At 44.2% G+C, this 25,601-nt stretch carries 21 protein-coding genes; 10 read left to right on the forward strand and 11 right to left on the reverse strand.

What is annotated here, in order from left to right; all coding sequences use genetic code 11:
- Positions 1-97 precede the first annotated feature (97 nt).
- From cgtA to folA, 5 genes are all read left to right on the forward strand, one after another.
- Positions 98-1,270 (forward strand): Obg family GTPase CgtA, encoded by a 1,173-nt coding sequence (gene cgtA, locus OCU36_RS01795; protein ID WP_261838775.1) that lies wholly within the window; start codon positions 98-100, stop codon positions 1,268-1,270.
- A gap of 273 nt (positions 1,271-1,543) precedes the next feature.
- Entirely contained in the window at positions 1,544-2,599 is a 1,056-nt protein-coding gene (locus OCU36_RS01800; protein WP_261838776.1) for an FUSC family protein, read from the forward strand.
- A gap of 122 nt (positions 2,600-2,721) precedes the next feature.
- Positions 2,722-3,489 carry a threonine/serine exporter family protein gene (locus OCU36_RS01805; protein WP_261838777.1) on the forward strand — a complete coding sequence of 256 codons (768 nt, stop codon included), beginning with the start codon at positions 2,722-2,724 and terminating at the stop codon, positions 3,487-3,489.
- Positions 3,486-3,962 (forward strand): threonine/serine exporter family protein, encoded by a 477-nt coding sequence (locus tag OCU36_RS01810; RefSeq protein WP_261838778.1) that lies wholly within the window; start codon positions 3,486-3,488, stop codon positions 3,960-3,962. The genes OCU36_RS01805 and OCU36_RS01810 overlap by 4 nt, the downstream gene beginning before the upstream one ends.
- 36 nt (positions 3,963-3,998) lie before the next feature.
- Positions 3,999-4,478: a type 3 dihydrofolate reductase gene (gene folA, locus OCU36_RS01815; RefSeq protein WP_261838779.1), complete on the forward strand. Its 480-nt coding sequence runs from the start codon at positions 3,999-4,001 to the stop codon at positions 4,476-4,478.
- Between the two features lie 94 nt (positions 4,479-4,572).
- On the opposite strand, the gene apaH is transcribed toward folA, so the two are convergent.
- From apaH to lptD, 6 genes are all read right to left on the reverse strand, one after another.
- On the reverse strand, positions 4,573-5,382 hold the full coding sequence (gene apaH, locus OCU36_RS01820; protein ID WP_261838780.1) for a bis(5'-nucleosyl)-tetraphosphatase (symmetrical) ApaH: 810 nt from the start codon (positions 5,380-5,382) through the stop codon (positions 4,573-4,575).
- Positions 5,383-5,410: 28 nt separating this feature from the next.
- A complete protein-coding gene (gene apaG, locus OCU36_RS01825; protein ID WP_261838781.1) occupies positions 5,411-5,791 on the reverse strand; it encodes a Co2+/Mg2+ efflux protein ApaG in 381 nt (126 codons plus the stop codon).
- 96 nt (positions 5,792-5,887) lie between these two features.
- The gene (rsmA, locus tag OCU36_RS01830; RefSeq protein WP_261838782.1) at positions 5,888-6,703 is read right to left on the reverse strand and encodes a 16S rRNA (adenine(1518)-N(6)/adenine(1519)-N(6))-dimethyltransferase RsmA; all 816 of its coding nucleotides are present in this window, start codon (positions 6,701-6,703) and stop codon (positions 5,888-5,890) included.
- The gene (gene pdxA / locus OCU36_RS01835; protein ID WP_261838783.1) at positions 6,700-7,689 is read right to left on the reverse strand and encodes a 4-hydroxythreonine-4-phosphate dehydrogenase PdxA; all 990 of its coding nucleotides are present in this window, start codon (positions 7,687-7,689) and stop codon (positions 6,700-6,702) included. Before pdxA ends, rsmA begins: the two co-directional genes overlap by 4 nt.
- Positions 7,679-8,974: a peptidylprolyl isomerase SurA gene (surA, locus tag OCU36_RS01840; protein ID WP_261838784.1), complete on the reverse strand. Its 1,296-nt coding sequence runs from the start codon at positions 8,972-8,974 to the stop codon at positions 7,679-7,681. The genes pdxA and surA overlap by 11 nt, the downstream gene beginning before the upstream one ends.
- 43 nt (positions 8,975-9,017) lie before the next feature.
- The gene (gene lptD / locus OCU36_RS01845; RefSeq protein WP_261838785.1) at positions 9,018-11,375 is read right to left on the reverse strand and encodes an LPS assembly protein LptD; all 2,358 of its coding nucleotides are present in this window, start codon (positions 11,373-11,375) and stop codon (positions 9,018-9,020) included.
- Between the two features lie 149 nt (positions 11,376-11,524).
- Between lptD and djlA the strand changes: the two genes are divergently transcribed.
- Entirely contained in the window at positions 11,525-12,379 is an 855-nt protein-coding gene (gene djlA / locus OCU36_RS01850; protein WP_261838786.1) for a co-chaperone DjlA, read from the forward strand.
- Between the two features lie 138 nt (positions 12,380-12,517).
- Here the strand turns inward: djlA and OCU36_RS01855 are convergent, their stop codons facing one another.
- The 5 genes from OCU36_RS01855 to leuA form a co-directional block, all read right to left on the reverse strand.
- Positions 12,518-13,312: a DUF547 domain-containing protein gene (locus tag OCU36_RS01855; RefSeq protein ID WP_261838787.1), complete on the reverse strand. Its 795-nt coding sequence runs from the start codon at positions 13,310-13,312 to the stop codon at positions 12,518-12,520.
- A 156-nt stretch (positions 13,313-13,468) separates the two neighbouring features.
- Positions 13,469-14,071, reverse strand: a complete 603-nt coding sequence (gene leuD, locus OCU36_RS01860) for a 3-isopropylmalate dehydratase small subunit (RefSeq protein ID WP_261838788.1) — start codon at positions 14,069-14,071, stop codon at positions 13,469-13,471.
- Between the two features lie 14 nt (positions 14,072-14,085).
- Positions 14,086-15,498 carry a 3-isopropylmalate dehydratase large subunit gene (gene leuC / locus OCU36_RS01865; protein ID WP_261838789.1) on the reverse strand — a complete coding sequence of 471 codons (1,413 nt, stop codon included), beginning with the start codon at positions 15,496-15,498 and terminating at the stop codon, positions 14,086-14,088.
- Positions 15,499-15,614: 116 nt separating this feature from the next.
- Positions 15,615-16,706 (reverse strand): 3-isopropylmalate dehydrogenase, encoded by a 1,092-nt coding sequence (gene leuB, locus OCU36_RS01870; protein WP_261838790.1) that lies wholly within the window; start codon positions 16,704-16,706, stop codon positions 15,615-15,617.
- Positions 16,707-16,803: 97 nt separating this feature from the next.
- Positions 16,804-18,351 carry a 2-isopropylmalate synthase gene (gene leuA / locus OCU36_RS01875; RefSeq protein ID WP_261838791.1) on the reverse strand — a complete coding sequence of 516 codons (1,548 nt, stop codon included), beginning with the start codon at positions 18,349-18,351 and terminating at the stop codon, positions 16,804-16,806.
- Between the two features lie 568 nt (positions 18,352-18,919).
- On the opposite strand from leuA, the gene OCU36_RS01880 reads away from it, so the two are divergent.
- The 4 genes from OCU36_RS01880 (at position 18,920) to leuO (ending at position 25,549) form a co-directional block, all read left to right on the forward strand.
- Positions 18,920-19,579: a TetR/AcrR family transcriptional regulator gene (locus OCU36_RS01880; RefSeq protein ID WP_261838792.1), complete on the forward strand. Its 660-nt coding sequence runs from the start codon at positions 18,920-18,922 to the stop codon at positions 19,577-19,579.
- Positions 19,579-20,916, forward strand: a complete 1,338-nt coding sequence (locus OCU36_RS01885; RefSeq protein ID WP_261838793.1) for an efflux RND transporter periplasmic adaptor subunit — start codon at positions 19,579-19,581, stop codon at positions 20,914-20,916. Before OCU36_RS01880 ends, OCU36_RS01885 begins: the two co-directional genes overlap by 1 nt.
- Positions 20,913-24,020 carry an efflux RND transporter permease subunit gene (locus OCU36_RS01890; protein WP_261838794.1) on the forward strand — a complete coding sequence of 1,036 codons (3,108 nt, stop codon included), beginning with the start codon at positions 20,913-20,915 and terminating at the stop codon, positions 24,018-24,020. The genes OCU36_RS01885 and OCU36_RS01890 overlap by 4 nt, the downstream gene beginning before the upstream one ends.
- Positions 24,021-24,589: 569 nt before the next feature.
- Complete coding sequence (gene leuO / locus OCU36_RS01895) at positions 24,590-25,549, forward strand: transcriptional regulator LeuO (RefSeq protein ID WP_261838795.1); 960 nt, start codon at positions 24,590-24,592, stop codon at positions 25,547-25,549.
- Positions 25,550-25,601 lie beyond the last annotated feature (52 nt).

The raw sequence follows: 25,601 nt of genomic DNA on the forward strand, positions 1-25,601 counted from the left end.
CGACCTGGATCTTAGGTGATCGATCTACACTCGGATCTGCTAGAATTTATATCACTCCTTGGAGAGTGATAACGCAACGTAAGTGCGGAGTTAAAAAATGAAATTCGTTGATGAAGCATCAGTAAAAATAGAAGCCGGCGATGGCGGTAATGGCACCGTCAGCTTTTGGCGCGAAAAATTTGTCGCTAAAGGTGGTCCTGATGGCGGTGATGGTGGTGACGGTGGTGATGTTTACATTCAAGCCGATGAGAATTTAAATACGTTGATCGATTATCGTTTCCAACGTTTTTACAGCGCGGAACGTGGCGAGAACGGCCGCGGTGGTAACTGTACAGGTAAACGTGGTAAAGATATTACTCTGAAAGTGCCAGTTGGTACTCGTGCGGTTGACATCCACACCAATGAAATCGTGGCTGAAGTTGCTGAACATGGCAAGAAAGTCATGGTTGGTAAAGGTGGTTGGCACGGTCTTGGTAATACGCGTTTTAAATCCTCTGTGAACCGTGCTCCTCGTCAAAAGACCATGGGTACTAAAGGCGAAGTTCGCGAACTGCGTTTAGAGCTTCTTTTGTTGGCTGATGTTGGCATGCTTGGCTTGCCAAATGCGGGTAAATCTACTTTTATTCGCTCAGTCTCGGCTGCGAAACCAAAAGTGGCGGATTACCCATTTACGACTTTGATCCCAAGCTTGGGTGTGGTGAGTGTGGTTCCTGAAAAGAGCTTCGTGGTTGCCGATATTCCAGGTCTAATCGAAGGAGCGGCTGATGGCGCTGGTCTGGGTATTCGTTTCTTGAAGCACCTTGAACGTTGTCGTGTTCTTCTGCACATGATCGATATTTTGCCGATTGATGGTTCTGATCCTATTCAGAATGCACTGACGATCATTGACGAGCTTGAACAATACAGTGAAAAAGTGGCACAGAAACCTCGCTGGTTAGTGTTTAACAAAGTAGACCTAATGCCTGAAGAAGAAGCGGATGAAAAGATTCAAGAAATCGTCGAAGCTTTAGGTTGGGAAGGCGAGTACTTCAAGATCTCTGCTGTGAACAAAATCGGCACTAAAGATCTTTGCTTTAAACTGGGTGAGTTCATGGAGAACCTGCCTCGTGAAGTTGAAGTCATTGAAGAAGAAGAAAAAGTGAACTTCATGTGGGATGATTACCACAAAGATGCCATGAGTGGTAAGAATGTCGTTACTGAAGATGATGACGATTGGGATGACTGGGATGACGAAGAAGATGACGGACATGTTATTTATGTTCGTGACTAGCATCTTTTATAGACAATAGTTTGAACAATAAACATAATAAAAAGAGCCTGAATTAGATTCTGGCTCTTTTTTGTCTGTGCTCAACAGAATTTGGCCTACTCACTCTCAGTAAGTGATTAGATATCGCCTGGAAAAGCACTCGAGAATAAGGTGGAAATTTTCGATACGTAGTAATTTTACGATCAAAAGTTCTCACGCAGTCACGAGTCTTAAAGCCCGCTAGAATGACCAGTTAATTTTATACGATTGGTATTATCTCAAGGATCAGAGATTATGCACCTAAACCAGAAAATCTCCAATGTTGATGCGTTTATCTTTACCCACTACCGCATCATCCACGGAGTACGTATTGCGGTAGCGTTTGTTCTCACTTTAATTCTTGCGAATTATCTTGAGATTCCTGAACGAACTTGGATTCTAATAACCCTATTTGTGGTGATAGGACCAATATCGTACCTAGGCAATGTTTTGCCAAGGGCTTGGCACCGTGTTCTCGGTACTTCTCTTGGAGCTGTGTCAGGGATCATCGGCATTGCGATCAGCCAATATTCGATGGTGCTAATGTACCTATGGTGTGCGGTGATTATCTTTCTTAGTGCTTATTTTGCGCTTGGCAAGCGACCATATGTTGGAATATTGATAGGCATTACCTTAGCTGTTACCCTTGGGGCTGTAAATGCCGATGTCGATGTGGCGATGTGGCGCGGCGTTGATGTGACAATAGGCTGTATTATTGCCGTATTGTTTTGCCTTATCTACCCACAGCGTGCTTTTATCCATTGGCGATTGCGCATCGCATATACCTTAAAAATATTTTCTAAAGTTTACCATCTCTCCTATTCTCCCAATGTGCTAGAAAAGCCCAATCTTGAGTCGTTTCAAAATACGCTTTTTAAAGAGATGACGACTATCACGACTCTTACTTCACCATCAGCCAAAGAAACCAAACTCAAGCGGCAGTTGCTCGATGCTATCCAGATTCAGTTGCGTAATCTGCTAAGTACTATTGAACTCCTTAACCATTCTTATTGGAGTGACAGAGAAAGTCATTTGAATATGCTGTGGTCTAAATCGCTAAAACAGTGTCAGCAGCAAGTGGAGCAAGAGTTTGATGATCTGGCTTATTTAGTTGAAAAAGGTGAGGTTCGAGCTGGTGTTAGTATTGGGGAAACGGATGAAATCATTCGTGAATTAAAAGATATTATTGCTGAATTAGGCGGTGAAAAATCCAATATCTATGGCTATGTTTGGCTTAATCTCAAGCTTATTGAGGATCTTGGGAATCTTAAAAAATTACTGATCTTTGCCCTTAATCTTTCGTCAAAATGATAAGTTCGTTTCGGCCTTCAATTTGGTTGTTCTGAATCAATTAATTTTGAATTATCATATTGTTTTATATGTAGACCTAATAGAATCTTGTTTTTATTTTAAACAATTGTCAAAGAGATAGAATGGAATCTAAACAACGCGCTGTTTCTCGCTTAATCGCTCAAGCTGGACAGATGTTGCATGCTCATGGAGCTGAAAGTGCGCTTATCGGCGGCATAATGGAGCGTATTGGCCTTGCCTGTGGTATGGATGAGGTCGAGGTATCACTCTCAGCAAGTTCACTGGTTGTGACCACTGTTACCCATGACCATTGCATGACCACGACTCGGCGTTGTCCCGATAGGGGCATCAATATGCGCGCTGTGACCGAAGTACAACGTATCTGCATCATGTTAGAAAAAGGCATCTTAGACTACGAACTTGCTCAACAGAAGCTGAATAAAATCACCCCAGAGCGTTACAATCGCTGGCTAGTGGTATTTATGATTGGTTTATCTTGTGCTTCATTCAGTCATCTTGCAGGTGGCGACAGCGCTGTGTTTGCGATGACTTTTTTGGCTTCTTCTATCGGTATGATTGTCCGACAAGAGATAGGCCATCGTCACTTCAATCCGCTACTCAACTTTGCGACCACCGCTTTTGTTACTACCTTCATCTCAGCACAAGCTGTGGTATTTGAGATTGGCAACAGTCCAAATGTCGTAATGGCATCATCCGTTCTTATGTTGGTTCCCGGCTTTCCTTTAATTAACGCTGTAGCCGATGTATTGAAAGGGTATATCAATATGGGTATTGCTCGATTTGTGATGGGCAGTTTACTTACACTGGCAACTTGTCTCGGGATTGTTGCTGTGAGTCGTGTGTTAGGCATATTTGGGGTGACATTATGAACGATGCCTTTACTTTGCTTTTCGGTCTTATTGATGACATGTTTTTTGCGTCAATTCCAGCTATCGGTTTTGCTTTGGTTTTCAATGTGCCAAAGAGCGCGTTGTTTTATTGTGCGTTAGGTGGCGCGATTGGACACGGTTCACGTTATTTGATGATGCACTTTGGTATTCCAATCGAGTGGGCAACGTTTTTTGCCGCCACCACGGTTGGTATGATAGGAGTTCATTGGTCGCACAAAATTTTGGCACATCCTAAAGTCTTTACCGTTGCGGCATTGATACCCATGGTTCCGGGTGTGTTTGCCTTTAAGGCGATGATTGCAATGGTGGAGATTCACAGGGTGGGCTACACGCCTGAGTTACTGGCAATGTTGATGGAGAATTTTTTGAAATCGATGTTCATTATCGCAGGACTGGCAGTTGGCTTAGCGGTACCTGGGCTGTTATTCTACCGTCGTAGACCTATTGTCTAGCGTTAACTTTCTTTTTGGGGACAGGACTTTCGATTTATGATCATCAGCATGATAGCGGCAATGGCAAACAACCGTGTAATTGGTAAAGATAATCAGATGCCTTGGCATTTACCTGCGGATTTTGCATGGTTTAAACGCTCAACCATGGGGAAACCAGTGGTGATGGGACGTAAGACCTACGACTCAATTGGACGTCCTTTACCGGGTCGATTGAATGTTGTTATTAGCCGTGATGAAAGTTTAAAGATTGAAGGTGTGACTACGGTTACTTCGATTGAACAAGCTCTAGAGTTCGTCAGTGATGTTGATGAGGTAATGATCATCGGTGGTGGTTCAATCTATGAAAGTTGTTTACCTAAAGCAGATAAACTCTATCTGACTTACATCGATTTTGATGTGGATGGTGATACCCAATTCCCAGACTGGGGAGAAGGTTGGAAGCGGAGTTTTAGTGAAACTTATCAAGCGGATGAGAAAAATAAACACAGCATGGAATTTGTTGTTTTAGAGCGCTAATGTCTTATATTGGCTTGCTTTTTTGTTGTTGAGCAAGCCGGAATGGCTGCCGTCATATGGTGGCTACGTCGCGAACTATTGAATCAATGACGGTCTATTGAGTAATGGCATCTTGAGTAAAGTATTGTTTGTCTTCCCAACGAAGAGCCGTCAATTGTCCTCCCCAAACACATCCAGTATCTAAACCAATGACCTCTTTTCCTGAGTAACCCTCTAGCGCCGCCCAGTGCCCAAAGATAACCGTTTTATCGAGTTTTATACGCTGTGGAAGATCAAACCAAGGTACTAACGACTCTGTCGTGATCTCTTGCGGTGGAAGCTTACATGCCATGTCGAGTCGACCGTCAGTAAAGCAGAATCGCATTCTGGTCAGGCTGTTGATCGAATAGCGATAGCGCTCAATCCCTTCTAAGTCTTGATGCCATACCTCTGGCGTGTTGCTGTACATATTTTCGATAAGCCACGGCCATTGTTCGGATTTCAATAAGTCCGCAATTTCTCGACTTTCAATACGAGCTCGCTCTAGATCCCATTGAGGAGAGATTCCAGCATGAGACATCACAAATTCAGGATGCTCCTGAATTAATGGCTGTTGTCTTAACCACTCAAATAACAACTCTCTATCTTCTGCATCGAGGATAGGCTGAGTCTTATCTTTGGGTTTTGCGGCAAAAAGGCCTAAGGAGATAGCAAGTAGATGCAGGTCATGATTGCCTAATACCACTTTTGCAGCGTGGCCAAGACTACGAATAAAACGCAGTGTCTCCAGAGATTTTGGACCACGAGCCACTAAGTCTCCGGCGACCCACAACGTATCTTGGTGTTTATCAAAGTTAATAGTTTCAAGCAGTAATTGAAGTTCGTCAAAGCAGCCTTGAATGTCTCCGACAATATAATTCGACACAGTAACTTCCTGTAGATGCTAAGGGTAACTAATTAAGGATATTGGGTATAGCGAGTCTAAAAGGGCCAACTTCAGTGATGAAATCGATACCTTTGTTATCCGTCATAACATAATGACCTTGCATAACACCGACTGGGGTTTCGATGACGGTGCCGCTAGTGTAGGTGTATTCGTCTTGGGCTTCAATGACAGGTTGCTGTCCTACTACACCCTCACCTTCTATGGTGAGCTGTTTTCCGTTCGAATCAGTAATCAACCAGCGACGAGACATGAGCTGAACAGTCGTCTTACTGAGGTTTTTGATGGTAATAATGTAAGCGAAGAGGTAGCGATTCTTCGTTGGTTCAGATTGTTCCTCTATGTATTTAGAGTGAACTTGGCATTTGATACAAGGCGTAGATATATCCATATTCGCACCTTTTGCTGTCGGTAGGCTAAGGGAAGCGTTCCCTAAAAGTATGACATAGAAAATAGGCTCCTCACCGAAGTGTAGGAGCCTTTTCAATTATTTGTCAGCGTTGTGACTGTCGTGCAACCAGTTTGCCATATCGACAAACTGTTCGAGCGTTAGATTTTCAGGGCGCATACCAGGGTTTATCCCCAACTCTTCAAGAACTTCCTTGTCGATTAAGCTCTTGTAGCAGTTGCGCACGGTTTTACGGCGTTGGTTGAAGCCTTCACGACATACACGATCGAGCCACTTGAGATCTTTGGCCGGGTAAGGCAGCACTTCATAAGGCTGTAGGCGAACGACGGCTGAGTCTACTTTCGGTGGCGGAACAAAGGCTGTTGGCGGTACTTCTAACACAGGAGTGACTTTACAGTAATATTGAGCCATAACCGTTAGACGACCGTAAGCTTTAGTGCCAGGGCCTGCTGCTAATCGATTAACAACTTCTTTTTGAAGCATAAAGTGCATGTCTTGCACATCTTTATGGAACTCAAAAAGGTGGAACATCAAGGGTGTAGAGATGTTGTAGGGTAAGTTTCCGAAGATACGTAGTTTGTTGTTTGGCTTAACAAGTTGTTCGAAATCGAACTTCATTGCATCGCCTTCATGGATCGTTAACTTTTCAGCAAGATCGGGGTGATTACGCAGACGTTCAGCCAGATCTCTATCCAGCTCAATCACTGTGAATTTATCAACAAGCTTGCCAACAGGTTCGGTAATCGCTCCAAGACCTGGGCCGATTTCGACTAGGTTTTGACCTGGAAGTGGATTAATACTCGATACGATTCCATCAATAATGTACGGATCGTTAAGGAAGTTTTGACCAAAACGTTTACGCGCTTTGTGCCCTAAGTGGACATCATTTCTCATTGTTTTTTCTCTACTAATTCAATGGCGTGCGTGAGCGCTGTTCTAAAGCTCCCTGTATCGGCTTGGCCTTTTCCTGCCAAGTCTAAGGCGGTACCGTGATCGACGGATGTACGAATAAACGGTAAGCCAAGCGTGATGTTCACTGAGCGACCAAACCCTTTGTATTTTAATACTGGGAGTACTTGATCGTGATACATACCTAAAACAGCATCTGCATCTTGCAAATATTTTTCATTAAAGATGGTATCTGCTGGCAATGGGCCAACTAAATTAATGCCATCTTTCAGACGAATTTTTTCTAGCGTAGGGGTGATGGTTTCTATCTCTTCACGCCCTAAACAACCGTCTTCACCTGCGTGTGGGTTTAATCCACATACGTAGATAGTTGGTTTCTCAATAGCAAATTTTTCAACCAAATCTTTATGCAGAATAGCAATGATTCGCTCTAGTCTGTCTTCGGTCACGGCTTGAGATACATACGCTAGCGGGATGTGTGTTGTTACGAGAGCAACACGCAGCCCTTCTGTTGCCAACATCATTACCACGAGTGGCGTATTGGACTTCTCTGCAAAGAACTCGGTATGGCCACTAAAAGCAACGCCAGCTCGGTTAATTACACCCTTGTGAACAGGGCCGGTGACAATAGCATCAAATTCATCATTCATACAGCCAATTGCTGCGGTTTCTAAAGTATTTAATACGTAATGACTGTTGGCTTCGTTGAGTTGGCCCGCAATGGTGGGTTCCGCGAGTGGAATGTGTTTCACAACCAGTGTGCCAGATTGTTGAGGCAACTTGGGAGAGGCGGGATCGTAATCCAACAACTCAACGTCAATCCCTAGCATTTTAGCTCGCTGAGCCAGCAAATTTTTATCGGCACAAACGACGAGTTGATGAGGCCAGCTCTCTTGAGATAGAGCCAGAGTTAAATCGGGACCGATCCCTGCGGGTTCACCGGCAGTAATGACAAGGCGTTTAGTTATCATCTTGGTCACCTTTTACCATTTCAACGAAGGCACTGGCTCTTATTTCTTGTAGCCAAGCACCCACTTCTTCATTGAACTTACGATTAAATAGGATTTGGTACGCTTTGTTTTTTAAAGCTGAATCGGTACGGTCAACTTGTCTGCGGTCTAATACTTCAACAATGTGCCAACCATGAACAGTTTTAAATGGCGCGCTGATTTTACCAGTAGGCAGAGTTTCTACTTGGTGTTTAAACTCGGGTACATATAAATCAGGGGTTTGATAGCCCAATTCTCCGTCTTGTACTGCAGAACCTGGATCTTGGCTGTATTGTTGCGCAAGTTCTCCAAAGGTCGCTTCTCCGGCATTGATGCGGCGTGTGATTTCTTCCAATTGTTCTTTCGCCCCTTCGTCACTTAAGATGACGGTTGGCTTAATCAAGATATGACGTGCATTCACTTCTGTTACAGCAACGGTTTCTAGGCCTTTCACATCTTCAATTTTCAGAATATGGAAACCAGCACCACTTCGGAAAGGGCCAATGATGCTGCCTTTATTCTGCATTTTAATTTGGTCTGCAAAAATGGTTGGCATCTCTTCTTTACGCATCCATCCCCAGTCGCCACCTTGTAGTGCCTTAGGGCCTTTTGAGTAAGTATATGCCATGGTATTAAAGTCTTTGCCGCTCTTGAGTTCTTTCACTAAATCGTCAGCTTGAGACTCTAACTCTTCTTTTGTTTGAGTGTCATTGAAGCGAAGCTGAATATGCCCAATTTTATATTGAACAGTTGCGTTAGTCTCTTGCGCTAAGATGTCGGCTAAGTTGTCAACTTCCGCAGGAAGGATGTTAATGCGGCGACGAACGAGAGCGTTACGCGCTTCACTGGCTGCAATCTCTTTTCTTACTTGTTCGCGAAACGCATTGTAACTTAGGCCTTCTTTGGCTACGGAGGCGGTGAGTTGATCGACCGTTTGGTTATTCTCTTTGGCAATCCCTTGAATGGCTTGATCAAGTCGAGCGTCATCAATTCGAACGCCAATACGTTCCGCTTCTTGAGTTTGAATCGTGTCGATGATCAGTTTTTCTAAAACTTGCTCATTCAATACATCTTGTGAGGGTAATGTTTGACCGTTTTTATTCGCGTTGGCACGCAGTGTCTTCATCGCGGTATCGATGTCACTTTGTAAGATCACGCCTTCGTTAACAATAACTTTGACGCTATCGAGTTCAACTGGCGCGGCATAGCTTGTTGATAAAGTACAAGCGGCTGCGATAGTCATTAATGTGCGTTTCCACAATGTCATGAGTTGTCCTTTAAATTTACTGATGTTTTATCAATAAAGAAAATTAGTTGTTTAAGAAAAATGGGCGACCGTAGCTCAGTGAGTTGTCAGCGCTGCTTCCACCGATAGCACCAGAATCAGAACCGATGTTAGTACCAAAGCCAACAATACCGAAATTCACACTGAAGTTATTTTCATATTCAGGTGTCGTATTTGGATTACTAATGTTATTTGTCAAACGGTTACTATAGGTAAAGCCGATATACCAACAATCCGATTTATAGTTAAGTCTCGCTAACCACTCGAGGTCTTCTTCTGTTGTTAAATCATAGAAATATTGAGCACTGGCATTCCATTTCGGTGAAATTTGGTAAGCACCGAGTAAACCGGCTTGCGAGATACCTTCTTTCGTGATTGAACCAACCTTAAAATCAACGGTGTCTTCAATATACTCTTTGGTTACATAGCGGTAGTTGGTTTGTACGTAACCGCCCGCAAAGCGGTACTCTAACGTACTGTTGGCTAGCTGCATTGCTGATGTATCAATGTCGTACTGCAGCCCACCATGGTAGAACAAGGAATCATCGTAGTTAAAATCAACATCAACAGCCCAAGATGAATAGCTAGAGTTTTGTTTTGTATTATTTAGACTGTTTTGGGTATTGCTTGCTTTTGTATCTCGGTCGATATAAAAAATTTGGCCAAAGGAAATATTGAGACGTTCTCTATATTCATCGTCAAAAAAGCGAGATGACGCGCCATAGCTCACTTGGTTTGCTGAAGCAATACGGTCTACACCGCTGTATTTACGGCTTCGGAATAGACCATAGTAATCCGTTTGCAGCAGTGTCGTATCGTAAAAACCAATGTTTTCTTGATTTTCTTTGGGTACATACAGGTACTGTACTTGAGGCTCAAGGGTTTGCGTGTAGTTGCCGACAATTTTTGTGTCGCGTTCTAAAACAATTCCGGCATGGCTTCGAAACTCTGGAATAACACGAAATGCCGTATCTTCTAATCCATAATATGGGTTTGTTTCTGCTGTTCCTGATGTTGTATCGACACCATCAAGATCTTGTTGGTAGTAAGTGCCAAGCAGTCGAGCTTCTGTTGTCCAGGTTCCCCAAGTATTGCCGAATGGTATGGTTATACCTGGCTCAACATGGACACGAGTGGCCGATGGCTTACCCGAGGCATCAGTATCAAATTTTGAAATATGACTGATGAGGTCGAAATCAAGGTGATCCATTACCTGAGGAGCATAATAGTTGTAGGCCACCTGCGGCATAAGGCGGTACGGCAAGTTATTATTTTTAGTCAGGATCTGGAAATCACGGACAAGTATTGACGCATCCCAGTTTTGAGTACGGTAGGTTGCTTGCCCTTCTTGAAGCAATTGACCATCTTCACGGTTACCAATACTGCTTGAGTTTACATCCGTGAAGTAATCGATATCACTGACTTTTGAATAATCGATTTCGAATAACCAAGATTGTTGGAATATTCCTGAGTGCTCAAGTTGCGCCCCCCAACGAGCTCCTTTGTCTTGGTATTTTTGGTCGTCAGGTAAATATTCAGATTTGATGCTACCTGAACCAAAGTCGTTTAAGTATCTGAACTTACTGTTTAGCTGAGTGCCACGCTCTTGCATGTACTTGAGCGTGGTTTCCAAGTCGTAGTTTGGTGCTAAGTTCCAATAAATGGGAACCTCTGCTTCAAAGCCATCGCTCGAACCGTATGATACCGTAGGGTATAGAAAGCCTGTTTTACGCGTATCACCGATAGGTACCGTTAAGTAAGGTAAGTAAAAGATGGGAACACTTTGGATTTCAAAACGCGGATTATAAAAAGTGGCTTGCTCTTCGTTTTGGTCGACACTGATACTCGATGCTCTTAGGCGCCAAGCATTGTCACCGATAGGGCAAGAGGTAATGGAGCCATCTTCAATTTCATAAACCGCTTTCCCTGTTTTGGATACATAAACCGCGTCGCCTCGACCAGGTTCACAAAGGAATTCGTAATCGGTGTTTTCTAACGTTATGTCATTGGTCGTCAGATTATTGGTTGCTCTTTCTGACACGGACTTAATTTGACCATCACTAAAGTTCACATTGCCTTCAGCAACAACGATATTTTCTTTTTGGTGTAGAGTAACATTGTCAGCAAGGATGGTTTTATTGCCTTGCGTAACTCTAACATCCCCTGAATACATGGCTTTATCACCATTGATAGCTTCTAAGCGATCGGACTCAACATGAGCGGGCAGTTGTGTCTCGTTTTCTGCAGCGGGTTCGATCAAGCATTGATCTATAGAGGGCATTTCCTGCACACTACTATCGATGATGGTTTCGGCTTGAGTTGTCGGCACGCATAACGCTGTAGTTATAGATGCAGCTAACAAGGTGCGGGAAAAACATTGCATGAAGTTGAACTATCCTGTGTTACTAGATGAAGGGTTGATCTAGTATCAATCCAATTAATAAAGCATTTTCCTTATGATAAAGGAAATATTAGCATTCAGCACCATCAGACAGCTGTACTCAGATAAAATTCATAGATAGAGAACACATAATGCAAATATTTGGCAAAATTTTGGGCGCTTTTTTTGGCTTTTTATTTGGGAACATCCCCGGTTTAGTTTTGGGCCTTTTTCTCGGGCATCAATTCGATAAGGCTCGCCGTTTAAATCAGTCGGGCTTTAATAGCTCTGGTTTTGGGCGTGGACCAAACCAAGCGGAAAAACAGAACGAGTTCTTTACATCAGCATTTGCAGTAATGGGGCACGTTGCTAAAGCCAAAGGGCAGGTTACCCGAGAAGAGATTCAGCTCGCTTCTACCATGATGGAGCGAATGAATTTGCATGGTGAGCAACGTAAAGCCGCGCAAGATGCATTTCGTGATGGTAAAGAGGGGGATTTCCCGTTAAATGATGTGCTTGAGCGTGTCAAGATTTCATCGGGGGGGCGCTTTGACTTGCTGCAGTTCTTTTTAGAGCTTCAAGTCTCTGCGGCATTTGCTGATGGCAGTTTACATCCGAGTGAGCGTCAGGTCTTACACAGGATAGCGCAAGGGCTTGGGTTTTCTGCGGAGCAACTAGAACGACGTTTGCAAATGCAAGAAGCCGCCTTCCGCTTTCAACAGCAGGGAGGGAGCTTTGGAGGCCATCAAGGCCATGGTCAATCATCAGGCTGGCAGCAAGCTTCGCAACAAAATCAATTGGCAGATGCGTATAAAGTTATTGGTGTGAGTGAAAATTCGGATGGTAAAGAGGTGAAGAAAGCCTACCGTAAACTGATGAATGAACATCACCCAGACAAGTTGATGGCGAAGGGCTTACCACCCGAAATGATGAACGTCGCGAAAGAAAAATCACAAGAAATTCAAAATGCTTATGACCTCATTAAGAAGGTCAAAGGCTTTAAGTAGTCGACCGTTTTGAGTGATCCTGATTGTCATCAGATATTCTTTCGATCTTCTAATTAGGAATCAACAGTCGTGTTAAAGCCCTATCGAGCAAGAGGCCATTGGTTAATAAAAACTTTCGCTTCTTTTTTGTTAGGGACTTTAGCGTGAGCGTTCGTTTGCTTGATTGAGTGACCAATCGTAGTCATAGCTGATTTTGTGCGTATTCGTGACGGGTTGAGTGCGATACAGATCTAAGTGTTGAAGGAGTTGTTGCTCTGTACCAAAATCCACTGCAAACCATTGGTAAATCGATGACAGTTGGAGTTTATTATTGGTCACCAGAACACCTTTGTTACTGTTTACAAATTCACGAGCGGCTTGCTCTAACAAGGGTTCTGTATTGTCTGAGGTAAAAGCGTCAGGTTGTAAGTTAGGGCAACCTAGGCTGGCACAGTTCACTGCATAATGCGTACGAGGATCTTGCCAAATCGGTCTTAGGATTCGGTGTTCAATGTCGTTGAGTGTCAATGATTTCTCGTTAACGACTACCACATCATCTCCCCACGGCCCGAAACTAAATAGTCCGCCAAGTTTAGTGATGGATTTGATCGGGTAGGCATCAAGAATCAAATCGACAGTCACAGCGTTGTATAGATTAACCCAATAGGCATACTGTTCTGCTTTTGAATAGTTGAGCGGATTAAGCTGTTCTAACCTCTTGATATAATGCTTCAGCTTTGCCTTGTCTTCAGTGCTTACCGCTTGATAACGAACGAGAGCGTTTTGTCCTTGTTTTACTCGGTAACGGTCGAGGAATTGCTGCCAATCTTGATGAGATATCTGTTCTTGGTGGATTTCGTTGCTTTGATTCCAATATGGCCAAAGTTCGGATTTCGGCGCAGACCACGCAAAGGTCGAGAAAAGTAGGCTGACAATTAAAAGTAGTGGTTTCATGGCATTCTCCTGCTGACTGACTACTAAGACCTTATGCTTTACGATTTTCTTTCATGGTTCTTCAGTTAAATTACAGAGTTAAGTCTAATCAATATATTCAGCTAAATAAAAAAGGTTGGCACTGGCCAACCTTTAGATTTATTCAGAAATGTCTGATTATTTTAGGAAGCTAGGAATCTTAGCTTCAAACTCTGAGATCTTATCGGCGTGTTGAAGTGTCAGGCCGATATTATCTAAACCATTCAGTAAGCAATGACGACGGAACTCATCAATTTCAAACGAGTACTCTTTGCCATTCGCGCTCACTTTCATTGCTTCTAGATCAACCGTGATTTCTGCACCGTCATTCGCTTCGACGAATTGGAATAGCTCATCCACCTCTTGCTCAGTCAATCGAACTGGCACCATTTGGTTGTTGATCGAGTTACCGTAGAAGATGTCGGCAAAGCTAGGTGCAATCATTACTTGGATACCGTAATCGGCAAGCGCCCAAGGTGCGTGTTCACGAGATGAGCCACAACCGAAGTTTTCACGAGCGAGAAGAATCGAAGCGCCTTGGTAGCGAGCTTTGTTCATCACAAATTCAGGGTTTGGCTGTTGGCCTGCGTCATCAAGGAAGCGCCAGTCGTGGAACAAGTGCTTACCAAAACCGATGCGGTTTACTTTCTGTAGAAACTGCTTTGGGATGATCGCATCTGTATCGATGTTGGCCGTATCTAGAGGAACGACTAATCCGGTGTGTTGTTGAAAACCTGACATGTTAAATCCTCTAATTAAAGTTCACGAATATCGACAAAGTGGCCAGCGATTGCCGCTGCGGCTGCCATGGCTGGGCTAACTAGGTGCGTACGACCATCACGGCCTTGGCGACCTTCAAAGTTACGGTTTGATGTAGATGCGCAGCGCTCTTGTGGACCTAAACGGTCGTTGTTCATCGCAAGACACATAGAGCAACCCGGTAGGCGCCATTCAAAGCCTGCTTCGATGAAGATCTTATCTAGGCCTTCAGCTTCAGCTTGTGCTTTCACTTGTTCTGAACCTGGAACGATCAATGCCTGTACATGTTTTGCGACTTGGCGACCTTTCGCAACCGCGGCGGCGGCACGCATGTCTTCGATACGAGAGTTTGTACAAGAGCCAACGAACACTTTATCAACGTTGTAATCCGATAGAGATTTGCCTGCTTCAAGACCCATGTAAGCCAGCGCTTTTTCAGCCGACGCTTTTTCTACTGGGTCAGCGAAGCTTTCTGGTGCTGGGATTGGTGTGTCTACTGAGATAACCTGACCTGGGTTCGTGCCCCAAGTAACTTGTGGTTTGATATCAGCAGCTTCTAGCGTGACAACCGCATCGAAGGTTGCGTCAGCATCAGTTTTCAAGGTATTCCAATATTCGATTGCTGCTTCTAAGTCTTCGCCTTGTGGAGAGAACTTACGGCCTTTAATGTATTCGTATGTTGTAGCATCAGGCGCAATTAAACCCGCTTTTGCACCTAGCTCGATCGCCATATTACATACTGTCATACGCCCTTCCATCGTAAGGTCGGTAATGGCCTCACCACAGAATTCAACCACGTAGCCAGTACCACCGGCAGCCGTTGTTTTACCGATGATCGCTAGCACGATATCTTTGGCTGTAATACCCGGAGCAACTTTGCCCTTAACTTCGATCTTCATGGTTTTCGCACGTGCCTGTTTTAGCGTTTGAGTCGCTAGAACGTGCTCAACTTCTGAAGTACCGATCCCAAATGCTAGTGAGCCAAATGCACCGTGTGTCGCAGTGTGTGAATCACCACATACGATGGTCATGCCCGGTAGCGTAATGCCTAGCTCTGGGCCCATTACGTGCACAATACCTTGGTATTTGTGGTTTAGGTCGTAAAGCGTGACACCAAACTCTTCACAGTTCTTCGATAGCGTTTCCATTTGGATACGAGCCATCTCGCCAGATGCGTTGATGTCTTTAGTTTGGGTCGATACGTTGTGATCCATGGTCGCAAAAGTCTTACTAACTTGGCGAACTTTACGGCCTTTTTCACGTAAGCCATCAAAGGCTTGAGGTGATGTCACTTCGTGGACAAGGTGGCGATCGATATAAAGAATCGGGTTTTCACCTTCTGCTGCTACTGCAACGTGCGCGTCATACACTTTTTCGTATAAGGTTTTGGCTTGCTGGTTTGTCGACATAGCTTTTCTTCCTTGGGAGCATCCGTCCCAGTGTTTGTTTCTAGCCAAGTCGTGCTGTTTAAGCTGACTTGGCTTGATATTATTTTATGTACTGGCTTCTTATCAGAGCATCCAGTTTATGACGCTAAGATGTACTCAGCGATCTTGTCACCCATTTCTGAGGTCGTCAGTGCTTGGTTGTTACCTGCAAGGTCAGCGGTTAGCTCGCCTGCTGAAAGTGCTTTAGAAACCGCGGACTCGATGTCTTGTGCTGCCGTTTCTTCGCCTAGGCTGTAACGCAGCATTAGCGCAGCTGAAAGAATCTGTGCGACTGGGTTCGCGATGTTCTTACCTGCGATGTCTGGTGCACTGCCGCCCGCGGGCTCGTATAGACCGAAGTTGCTTTCGTTCAAACTTGCAGAAGGAAGCATGCCCATAGAGCCTGTGATCATTGCGCACTCATCAGAGATGATGTCACCAAAGATGTTCGAACATAGCATGACGTCAAACTGAGATGGATCTTTGATTAGCTGCATGGTCGCGTTGTCGATGTACATGTGGTTTAGTGTCACATCGGGGTAGTCTTTTGCGATCTCTTCTACGACTTCGCGCCATAAGATAGAGCTTTGTAGGACGTTCGCTTTATCAATTGAGTAAACATTTTTGTTACGTAGACGGGCAGATTCAAACGCAATTTTTGCGATACGTTCGATTTCGTAACGGTGATAAACCTCGGTATCAAAGGCTTTTTCTGTCGCGCCTTCACCTTCGCGACCTTTAGGTTGGCCGAAGTAGATACCGCCAGTTAGCTCACGTACAACAACGATGTCAAAACCGCGCTCAGAGATGTCAGCACGAAGTGGGGAGAAAGACTCTAAACCCTTGTGAATTTGTGCCGGGCGTAGGTTGCAGAAAAGTTGGAAGTGTTTGCGTAGAGGTAGTAGAGCACCACGCTCAGGTTGGTCGTTTGGTGGAAGGTGTTCCCATTTGGGACCGCCAACCGAGCCAAACAGTACCGCATCAGACTCTTCACAACCTTTTACTGTCGCTTCTGGAAGCGGGCAGCCGTGGTTATCAATCGCAATACCACCAACATCATACTCTTCGCGAGAAAAGTGAATCGCGTGCTTCTTTTCGATCGCGTCTAGCACTTTATGTGCTTGTTGCATTACTTCTGGGCCAATGCCATCGCCAGGTAGTACGGCAATTTTGTATGATTTATCAGTCATGTTAATCCTTTAATTCTTGTTGCTGAGCTCATTAGCTCGTTTTAAATTTTGTCCCTAAAGCCAACAACATTGGCTCTAGGGCTCTGTTATTGTGTGATCAAACGGTCACAATTTTTTGCTGCTTTATTTCTTCGATGGTGTCTGCGCGTTGAATGCTATTAATAACGTGCAATAGTGCTTGACCAGAGGCTTCAACAATATCGGTAGAAACGCCCGTACCATGGTATTTACGGCCTTTATAATTAGCAATAATATCCGCTTGTCCTAAGCCATCTTCACCTTCGCCTTTCGCGGTCAGATCGAATTTATCCAATGCGATGTCGTAACCTGTTAGGCGATAGATGCATTGATACAAAGCATCAACCGGACCATTACCGACAGCCGCTTCGCATTTTTCTTCATCACCACATTGCAGCTTGATACTGGTGGTCGACATTACACTACCAGATTGTACGCTTAGGTAGTTAAGTTTATAGAAGTCGTCTTCATCTCGTAGATTTGCGAAGTGCATTAATGCTTCTAAGTCGTAATCGAACACTTGGCCTTTACGATCAGCCAGCTTCAAAAAGTCTTCGTATAATGAATCTAGATTGTACTCATTGTCTTTATAACCCATTGCATCCATGTGGCTCTTGACGGCAGCACGACCACTGCGACTGGTTAGGTTGAGTGCTTTATTCTTCAAACCAATCGACTCGGGAGTCATGATCTCGTAAGTGTTCTTGTTTTTAAGCATGCCATCTTGGTGAATACCTGAGGAGTGGCTAAATGCATTCGCACCTACGATTGCTTTATTGTCCTGGATTGGCATGTGGCAAAGTTGGCTAACCAATTTGCTGGTACGGTGAATTTCTTGATGATTTAAACCGGTATGGACACCTAAAAGCTCTTGACGCGTTTTGATGATCATCGCAATTTCTTCTAAAGAACAGTTACCCGCGCGTTCACCTATCCCATTGATCGTACCTTCAATTTGGCGAGCACCAGCTTGTACAGCCGCAATTGAATTTGCAACGGACATGCCCAAATCATCATGGCAGTGAACCGAGATGATCGCTTGGTCGATGTTTGGTACGCGATTGAATAGTGTTTGGATAATGCCACCAAACTCATTCGGAACAGTGTAGCCAACGGTGTCAGGAATGTTGATGGTTTTTGCGCCTGCGTTAATTGCCGCTTCAACCATGCGACATAGGTTATCAATTGGCGTACGTCCGGCATCTTCACAAGAGAATTCAACATCGTCCGTATAGTTACGAGCGTGTTTCACGGCTTTAACGGCCATTTCTACCACGTCGTCGTAGCTACGGCGTAATTTGTCTTGTACATGAACCGTTGATGTTGAAATGAAGGTGTGAATACGAAACTGCTCGGCGACTTTTAGTGCTTCTGCAGCCGCGTCGATATCTTTCGCTACGGCGCGAGAAAGGGCGCAGATACGACTGTCTTTAATGTTCTTAGCAATGGTTTGTACTGACTCAAAATCGCCTGGCGATGAGACTGGGAAACCCGCTTCGATAACATCGACACCCAGTCTCTCAAGTGCATAAGCGATCTGTAACTTCTCTTTTACCGTAAGGCTTGCTGCCAACGCTTGCTCGCCATCACGTAAGGTCGTATCAAAAATTATTACTTGATCGTTCATGGGTGCTTCCTTATATCGATAATGAATCGATTGCTATCCAAATTATTATTAAGAATGATGTTCTTTTAAAAGTGGCAGTTACAAAAAAACCCGCTTAGTGCGGGTTTTAATATTTGTGTCGTTCTTGACCCACAACTTACCCGCGCGATTGGTTCACGATAAGGAGTAGTTTCAGAAGTCGAGAAGAAGAAAAAATCATGACACAAATATCCGTAAATAAACTGTTAACACCATATTTACCGCAATTTATTCTGAGCGTCAAACAAGAAAATCCAATATCAGCGTGCATTGGCAACGTTTTGTTTTGGTTTATGCTGCTTTACATTGCTTTGTTGGCTAAATCATCTGATTGGTGGTTTTGTATTGGGGGGTTAGTTTATCGTTTGGCTTATGTGCAGGTTAAAACTTTGTAGTAAATCTTTTTGATGGAACGATTCACCCCAAAAATCACAAGCGTAACCCCATTAATTAATCAATTGATTAAATAGTGAGTAATTAATCTTCTATTGTTACGCCTGTTTATCTCTATAATTAATCAGATGATTAATTATAGAGATGGATTTCTGCCATGACGGCACGAAAAGCGGGGCGACCTCAAAAGAACTTAGATGTTCGACAGTTATTGGTTGAGCATGCTCGCGATCTGTTTGTTGTTCAGCCGTACGACAAGGTCTCGACGCGCCTGATTGCTGAGCGTGCAGGTGTCAACATTGCGATGATCCGTTATTACTTTGGCAGTAAGGCCGGGTTGTTTGAAGCGATGCTACGTGAAACCTTACGACCGATGCAATTGCAGATGCAAAGATTGGTTGAAGAAAGCAGTCATGAGAACTTTCTTGATTTAATGCGGACTTACTACAAAGAGATGGTCAAGGTGCCGAAGTTTCCACGCTTGATTGCCCAAGTGATGAATATGCCTCCCTCTGAAGTGCAAAGAGAGTTGCTCGAAAAGGTTTTCCTCGATGTCGCCAAGCCAGCCCAAGATGTCATTTTTGAAAAGTTGGTTGAACAAGGCATCTTAAAACAGAACATGGATCCAACATTGTGCCGTGTTTCGTACGTAAGCTTGATGGTGTTTCCTTTCATCGCTCCGCCGCCTTTATTGGCAATCCATGGTATTGAGATTAATGAAGAATTTCTTAATCGTTTAATCGAACACAACATTCAACTGATGACCGAAGGCTTTATCAACGCACCGAGCCCTTCTTCCGTGCAGGAACAAAGATAATGAAAATAAATAAAAAACGCCTCTTCTTTCCAGCACTTGCGGTTGGTGTTATTGGCCTTGTCGTCGCGATTAACTTGAAACCGGATCTTCCAACCAAACCTGCGGGTGATAGAGCCCGCTTAGTTGATACCGTAAGCCTAGAGCAACAACTGATAGCGCCGTTAGTGGTTGGCTTTGGCAAAGTGGTGCCGAAAGTCGAATGGAAAGCGATTGCTGAGGTGACTGGACAAATCGTGTATCGACATCCAGATCTTGAAAAAGGCCAGGTGATCCCTGCGGGAACGGTCGTGCTCAAGGTTGATCCATTGGATTACGAATTGAAATTGATACAAGCAGAGGCGGATCTAACATCAAGCCAAACTTCGCTAGCGAAATTGAATCAAGAAGAAGATAACCTCAATCAGACTCTTAAGATCGAAAAGAATCGCTTAGTGATCAGCAATAAAGAGCTACAGCGTAAGCAGGATCTGCGTAAGAAAGGGCTGACTTCTCAGTCTGATGTCGATCTCCAACAACAAAGCGCGTTGTCTCAGCAGAAGCTAGTGTTGGACATTACTAACCAAATGGCTTTGATACCCGACGAAAAGCGCGTCGCGGAAGCGGTGATTAAAGTGAATGAATCTAAAGTTAAAGAGGCGCAACGCTCTTTGGACAAGACGATCGTGACCTTGCCGAGAACGATGCGAATTGCTCAGGTTGATATCGAACAAAATCAAGTCGTTAATCTTCAGCAAGAAATGTTTGTGGCTCACGGGATTAATGTCATGGAAGTGGAGGCACAACTTTCTATTCACGATATGCAAACCTTAGTCTCAAGTTTTGTTCAATTTCCTCGTGATGCCACAGGTATCCCTAATCTTTATGAAGCTCCGATTAAGGCGAGTATTCAGTTGAGCAGTGGCAACCTGAACCTTAGCTGGCCTGCGAAGGTGGCAAGAATTAGCGAAACGGTTGATGAAAAGCAAGCCACGGCGGGGATTATTCTCGAGATCGCTCAAGATTACTCGCAATTACAACCTGACAGCGCAACGCCTCTGGTCAACGGCATGTTTGTCAAAGCTGAGATTGAAGGTGTCGCTAATCTGAGTTGGGTGGTTCCAGAGCGAGCACTGCACGGTGATAAGGTTTACCTGATGGATGACAGTCAGCACTTGCAAGTGGTGAGTGTTGAAGTGCTTTATCGCCGAGATAACCAAGTTATCGTGGATGGTGAGTTGCATGAGGGGGATAAGTTAATTCTTAATGATGTTCTGCCTGCGATTCAAGGCATGCTACTCAAAGAATCTGTCCCTGAAACTATTGGTTTGGTTGATGATAAGCAAGAGAGTTCTCTATGATACGGTTTTTCTCTCGACATCCAACTGCTGCCAATTTGTTGATGCTTGGGTTGTTGATCTTGGGTATAAGCTCACTATCAACCATCAAACGTGAAACCTTTCCTGCCTATGACCCGCCTTATATTATGGCTGCAATCGTGTATCCCGGAGCATCACCACAAGAAGTGGAAGAGAGCTTGTGTGTGCGAATGGAAGATGCCGTCGATGGGTTAGCTAACATTGAAGAGACAAAGTGTGAGGCGACTGAAGGCAGTGCACGGCTCATTCTGAAACTCAATGAGAAAGCGGATATTGGCCGAATGCTGGTGGACGTACAAACTCAGATTAACTCGATCAATGACTTTCCAACTGAGATTGAATCCCCAGTTGTCAAAGAACTGGATTGGAACGAACCGGTTGTTGATGTTGCTATTACCGCTGAAACCTCTTGGCCGGAACTTAAGGCGTACGCGGAAGATCTTAAGCGCACCATGAAGCGTGACTACGATGTTTCTTTGGTGGAAGTCAGTGGTTTTTCTGCTCATCAGTATCGTGTAGAACTGGATATTCAAGCCATTCGTCAGTTGGGCTTAAGTGTTGGAGATATCGCCGATCAAATTGGCCGTCAAAATGTAAAACTACCGAGTGGTAACGTTGAAACGCCAGACAAAAACTTCCTGATTCGGTTTGACGAAAGACGAATTACACCGGTTGAGCTGGAAAGTATCGTGGTTGGATCGGCGCCGAATGGCTCAGTGATCCGTTTAAGGGACATAGCCAAAATAACCGACCGCTTTGAGTTGGATGAACAGAAGGTGTTATTTGATGGCAAGCCTTCGGCGCTGCTTAAGATCAGTAAAAACAAAGAAGACGATGCGCTGCGAATCAAAGAGAACGTAACGCGATTCGTTGAGGATCAAAGCGCGATTGCCCCTGATGGCGTGACGCTACAAATGACCAACGATCTCTCTTCTGTACTTTGGGATCGTCTAACCATGATGGTGAGCAATGGCTGGCAAGGTATTGTGCTGGTTTTCGCAACCATGTGGCTGTTCTTCAGCTTACGTTATTCGTTTTGGGTGGCGGCGGGGTTGCCGGTGGCCTTCCTTGGTGGTCTGTTCTTAATGGCCAACCTTGGTTTGTCGATCAACATTATGTCATTAGTCGGGTTGTTGATGGCAATCGGTATTATGATGGATGACGCCATCGTTATCGCCGAATCGATAGCGTCCCATTTAGACCGGGGGCAGAGCGTAGATGATGCGGTGTACAACGGCGTTAACAAAGTGCTTCCCGGAGTACTGTCTTCTTTCCTAACCACGGTGTGTATTTTCGGTAGCTTACTGTTTCTTGATGGCGAGATGGGCGCGGTGCTTAAGGCTGTTCCTCAAGTCTTGATTTTGGTGCTGTCGTTGAGCTTGATTGAAGCCTTCCTGATTCTACCTAATCACCTATCCCATTCTTTACACAAAGAAAAAAATGACAAGCCAGCGCTGCGCTTTAAGGTTGTGTTACTTGAGAAATTCGAGAACTTTCGTAATACCACTTTGATGAACATGGTTGAGAAAGTCGTGACATTTCGTTATGCCTTTATGGGGGGAGTAATAACGTTGTTGTTACTTTCGGTCGCCTTGATTGCTGGTGGTGTTGTTAAGTTCCAACCTTTCCCTGAACTGGATGGTGATATTGCCGAGGCGCGTATCATTCTTCCGCCGGGCGCATCATTGTCTCAAACTGAAAAAGTGGTCGATAAAATTGTTGCGTCGGCTGAGCGTTTGAACAAGCAATGGAGCGAAGAGGTTGAGGAAGGTAATACACTGGTCGAGCATATCACCAGCCAATTCAATGCCAACGCTGATGCCAATGAGTCTGGCCCGCACTTAGCCACAGTTCGCTTAGATTTGCGCGGAGCAGAGAGCCGTAATACGGTTATCGATGACTTCCTTGATGCATGGCGAGAGGATATTGGCGACTTAGCGGATCCGATTTCGTTGGTGTTCAAGCAACCGACCATGGGGCCGGGCGGTCGTGCTATCGAGATCCGCGCCAAACACGATGACCTGAGTGCGTTGAAATCTGCTTCTTTGGATATTCAGGAGTACCTTAATCAGTTTGATGGGGTGCATGGCGTGCTTGATGACATGCGCATGGGTAAAGAAGAGATCTTGGTGAAGCTGCGCTCTGGAGCTGAAACCTACAATGTGAATGGCCAGATGATTGCGTCTCAGTTACGAGCGGCTTTCTTTGGGCAAACGGCGGATGAGATTCAAATTGGGGCTGAAAATATTTCGATTGAGGTTCGCCTTAATAAAAAGCAAGCAGGGGATTTACAGCAACTGGCCAACTTCCCGATCATAACTCCTGATGGCAGTCAGATCCCGTTAGCGACTTTAGCGACATTGGATTTTCAACGTAACTACGTACGAATCCAGCGCATTGATGGGATGAGAACGATCAGTATCTTTGGTGATATTGATAATAAGAAGGCCAGTTCTTCAGCGATTTTAGCTCAGTTCCAAAAAGAGGAAGCAGCCAAGCTAACGAAAAAATACCCGGGGTTGCGTTTTGATTTCGAAGGGGAGACCAAGGATACGGCTAAGACTGGAACCTCGATGGGCAAAGGATTCTTGCTCGGCTTATTCGGCGTATTTGCGATTCTTAGCTACCAGTTCAGAAGCTACTTAGAGCCTGTGGTCGTGATGTTGGCGATTCCACTCGCTTTTATTGGTGTGGTCGTTGGTCACTGGATACTTGGCCACGCTTTGAGTATGCCAAGCATGATGGGCTTTGTATCACTCGCAGGTATAGTGGTTAATGATTCTATTTTGTTGGTGCAGTATATACGTCATCACATTGATGAAGGGGACAGTGTGCATGATTCGGTGGTGAAAGCCAGTCGTGAGCGTTTTCGTGCGGTATTTTTGACGTCGATGACCACTGCTGCAGGTTTGCTGCCTTTGTTAACGGAAACCAGTTTACAAGCTCAGGTTATTCAACCCTTGGTGATCTCGATAGTTTTTGGAATATTTGCTTCTACTTTGTTGGTGCTATTTATGATTCCAGCGGCCTACGCGATATTGGCTGATTTCGGTTTGGTGAAAAAGCACCAGCCACTCACGCTCTAGAATCTACGTTTGTTCGCGGATATTAAAGACGGAAAAGTCATCGAGCAAATAGAGCGGCCTAAAGTTGCTTTATTTTGACGTGGGCCTTATTCATCCACCGTTATTCACGTGGAAAATAAACGCGTTCAATGGGTATTTTAGTCAATAAGTGAGCGAATCAAGATGACTTTAGGAAAAAATTTTTGCGGCAAAGTAGACTTTGCTTGTTATGGATTACCTACCTGATGCATAAGTCGTGCTTATCAATGGTAGGCATGACCTAGATAGGCTCAATAGTTGATGGACGATATGAGTAAAAGAGGCAATCGTTAAACTAACCGCAGGAAAATTCATAAAAATGGCGTTTTATATTTTTTTATAAATAGCTATGTATTTGATTTTTATTATCTTGTTTAATATAAATATAAAATTAAGTGATTATTTATCAATCTTATTGGTGGCTAGAGATGCATTGGTTAATAGTAATGGAAAGTTAGGAATCATCGATCTGGTAAATATAAGAATTACTGGTTATCTATTCCCTCACAATTATCAATTTAATGCTGTCGAATCGACAAGAGGCTACTTGAATGTTAGAGAAAAAAGACGCAATGAGTGCTATTGCAAGCTACAGAATGGAAAGCACTTTGCGTGGCGTTGACTTAAATCTTTTGACTGTCTTTGATGCAGTAATGCAAGAACAGAATATTACGCGAGCCGCTCATAATTTGGGGATGTCTCAACCTGCCGTAAGTAACGCTGTGGCTCGCCTAAAAGTGATGTTTAATGACGAACTATTCATGCGTCAAGGTCGTGGTATTCAACCGACTCAACGTGCTCGTCAGTTGTTTGGGCCAATTCGCCAAGCACTACAGTTAGTACGCAACGAACTACCAAGTTCGGTGTTCTCTCCAGAGTCATCTTCTCGTCAGTTTAAACTGGCTATTTGCAGCCCTTGTGACATGCGTTTTGCACCTAAGATTATGTCGACAATCAACGAACAAGCACCAAGCGTTAAACTGCATATGGATGCCGAGTTTGACCGTCAACTTTCTGAGCGTATGCGTTATCAAGAAATTGACTTCGTTATTGATTATGCTCGATTTGATGAACAAGGTTTCTCAAGCACTGAAATTTTCCAAGATGAATTGGTTGTGGTTGCTTCCGCTTTTCACCCTCGTATTAACAGTGAAGTGACAGCAGCAGAATTACATAATGAAAAGCATGCAAAACTGTCTCGTATTCATGGTCAACGTAGCTTCTCTGAACAGGCTTACCGCGACTTAGATTGTATGCCTTTTTATGAAGGTACCAGCTTGAGTAACGTTCTTTACGTTGTCGGTCAGTCTGAACTTGTTACGATTGCACCTCGCTGGATGGTAGAACATGCAGCAAACAAAGAGCAGCTACAGATTCTGGATTTCCCATTCGATAATGCGGCGATTTCCGGCTTTCTAAGTTGGCATGAATCAAGTGAAAAGGACAAAGGACACATTTGGTTACGAGATCAATTAATGATGATCTGTGGCGAAGTCGTTGCTCTTAACTAAGCCTTAATTCTATGATTTATAAGCCCTTAACTAGGTTTCTAGCTAAGGGCTT

Source organism: Vibrio artabrorum, from assembly GCF_024347295.1.
GTDB lineage: Bacteria > Pseudomonadota > Gammaproteobacteria > Enterobacterales > Vibrionaceae > Vibrio > Vibrio artabrorum.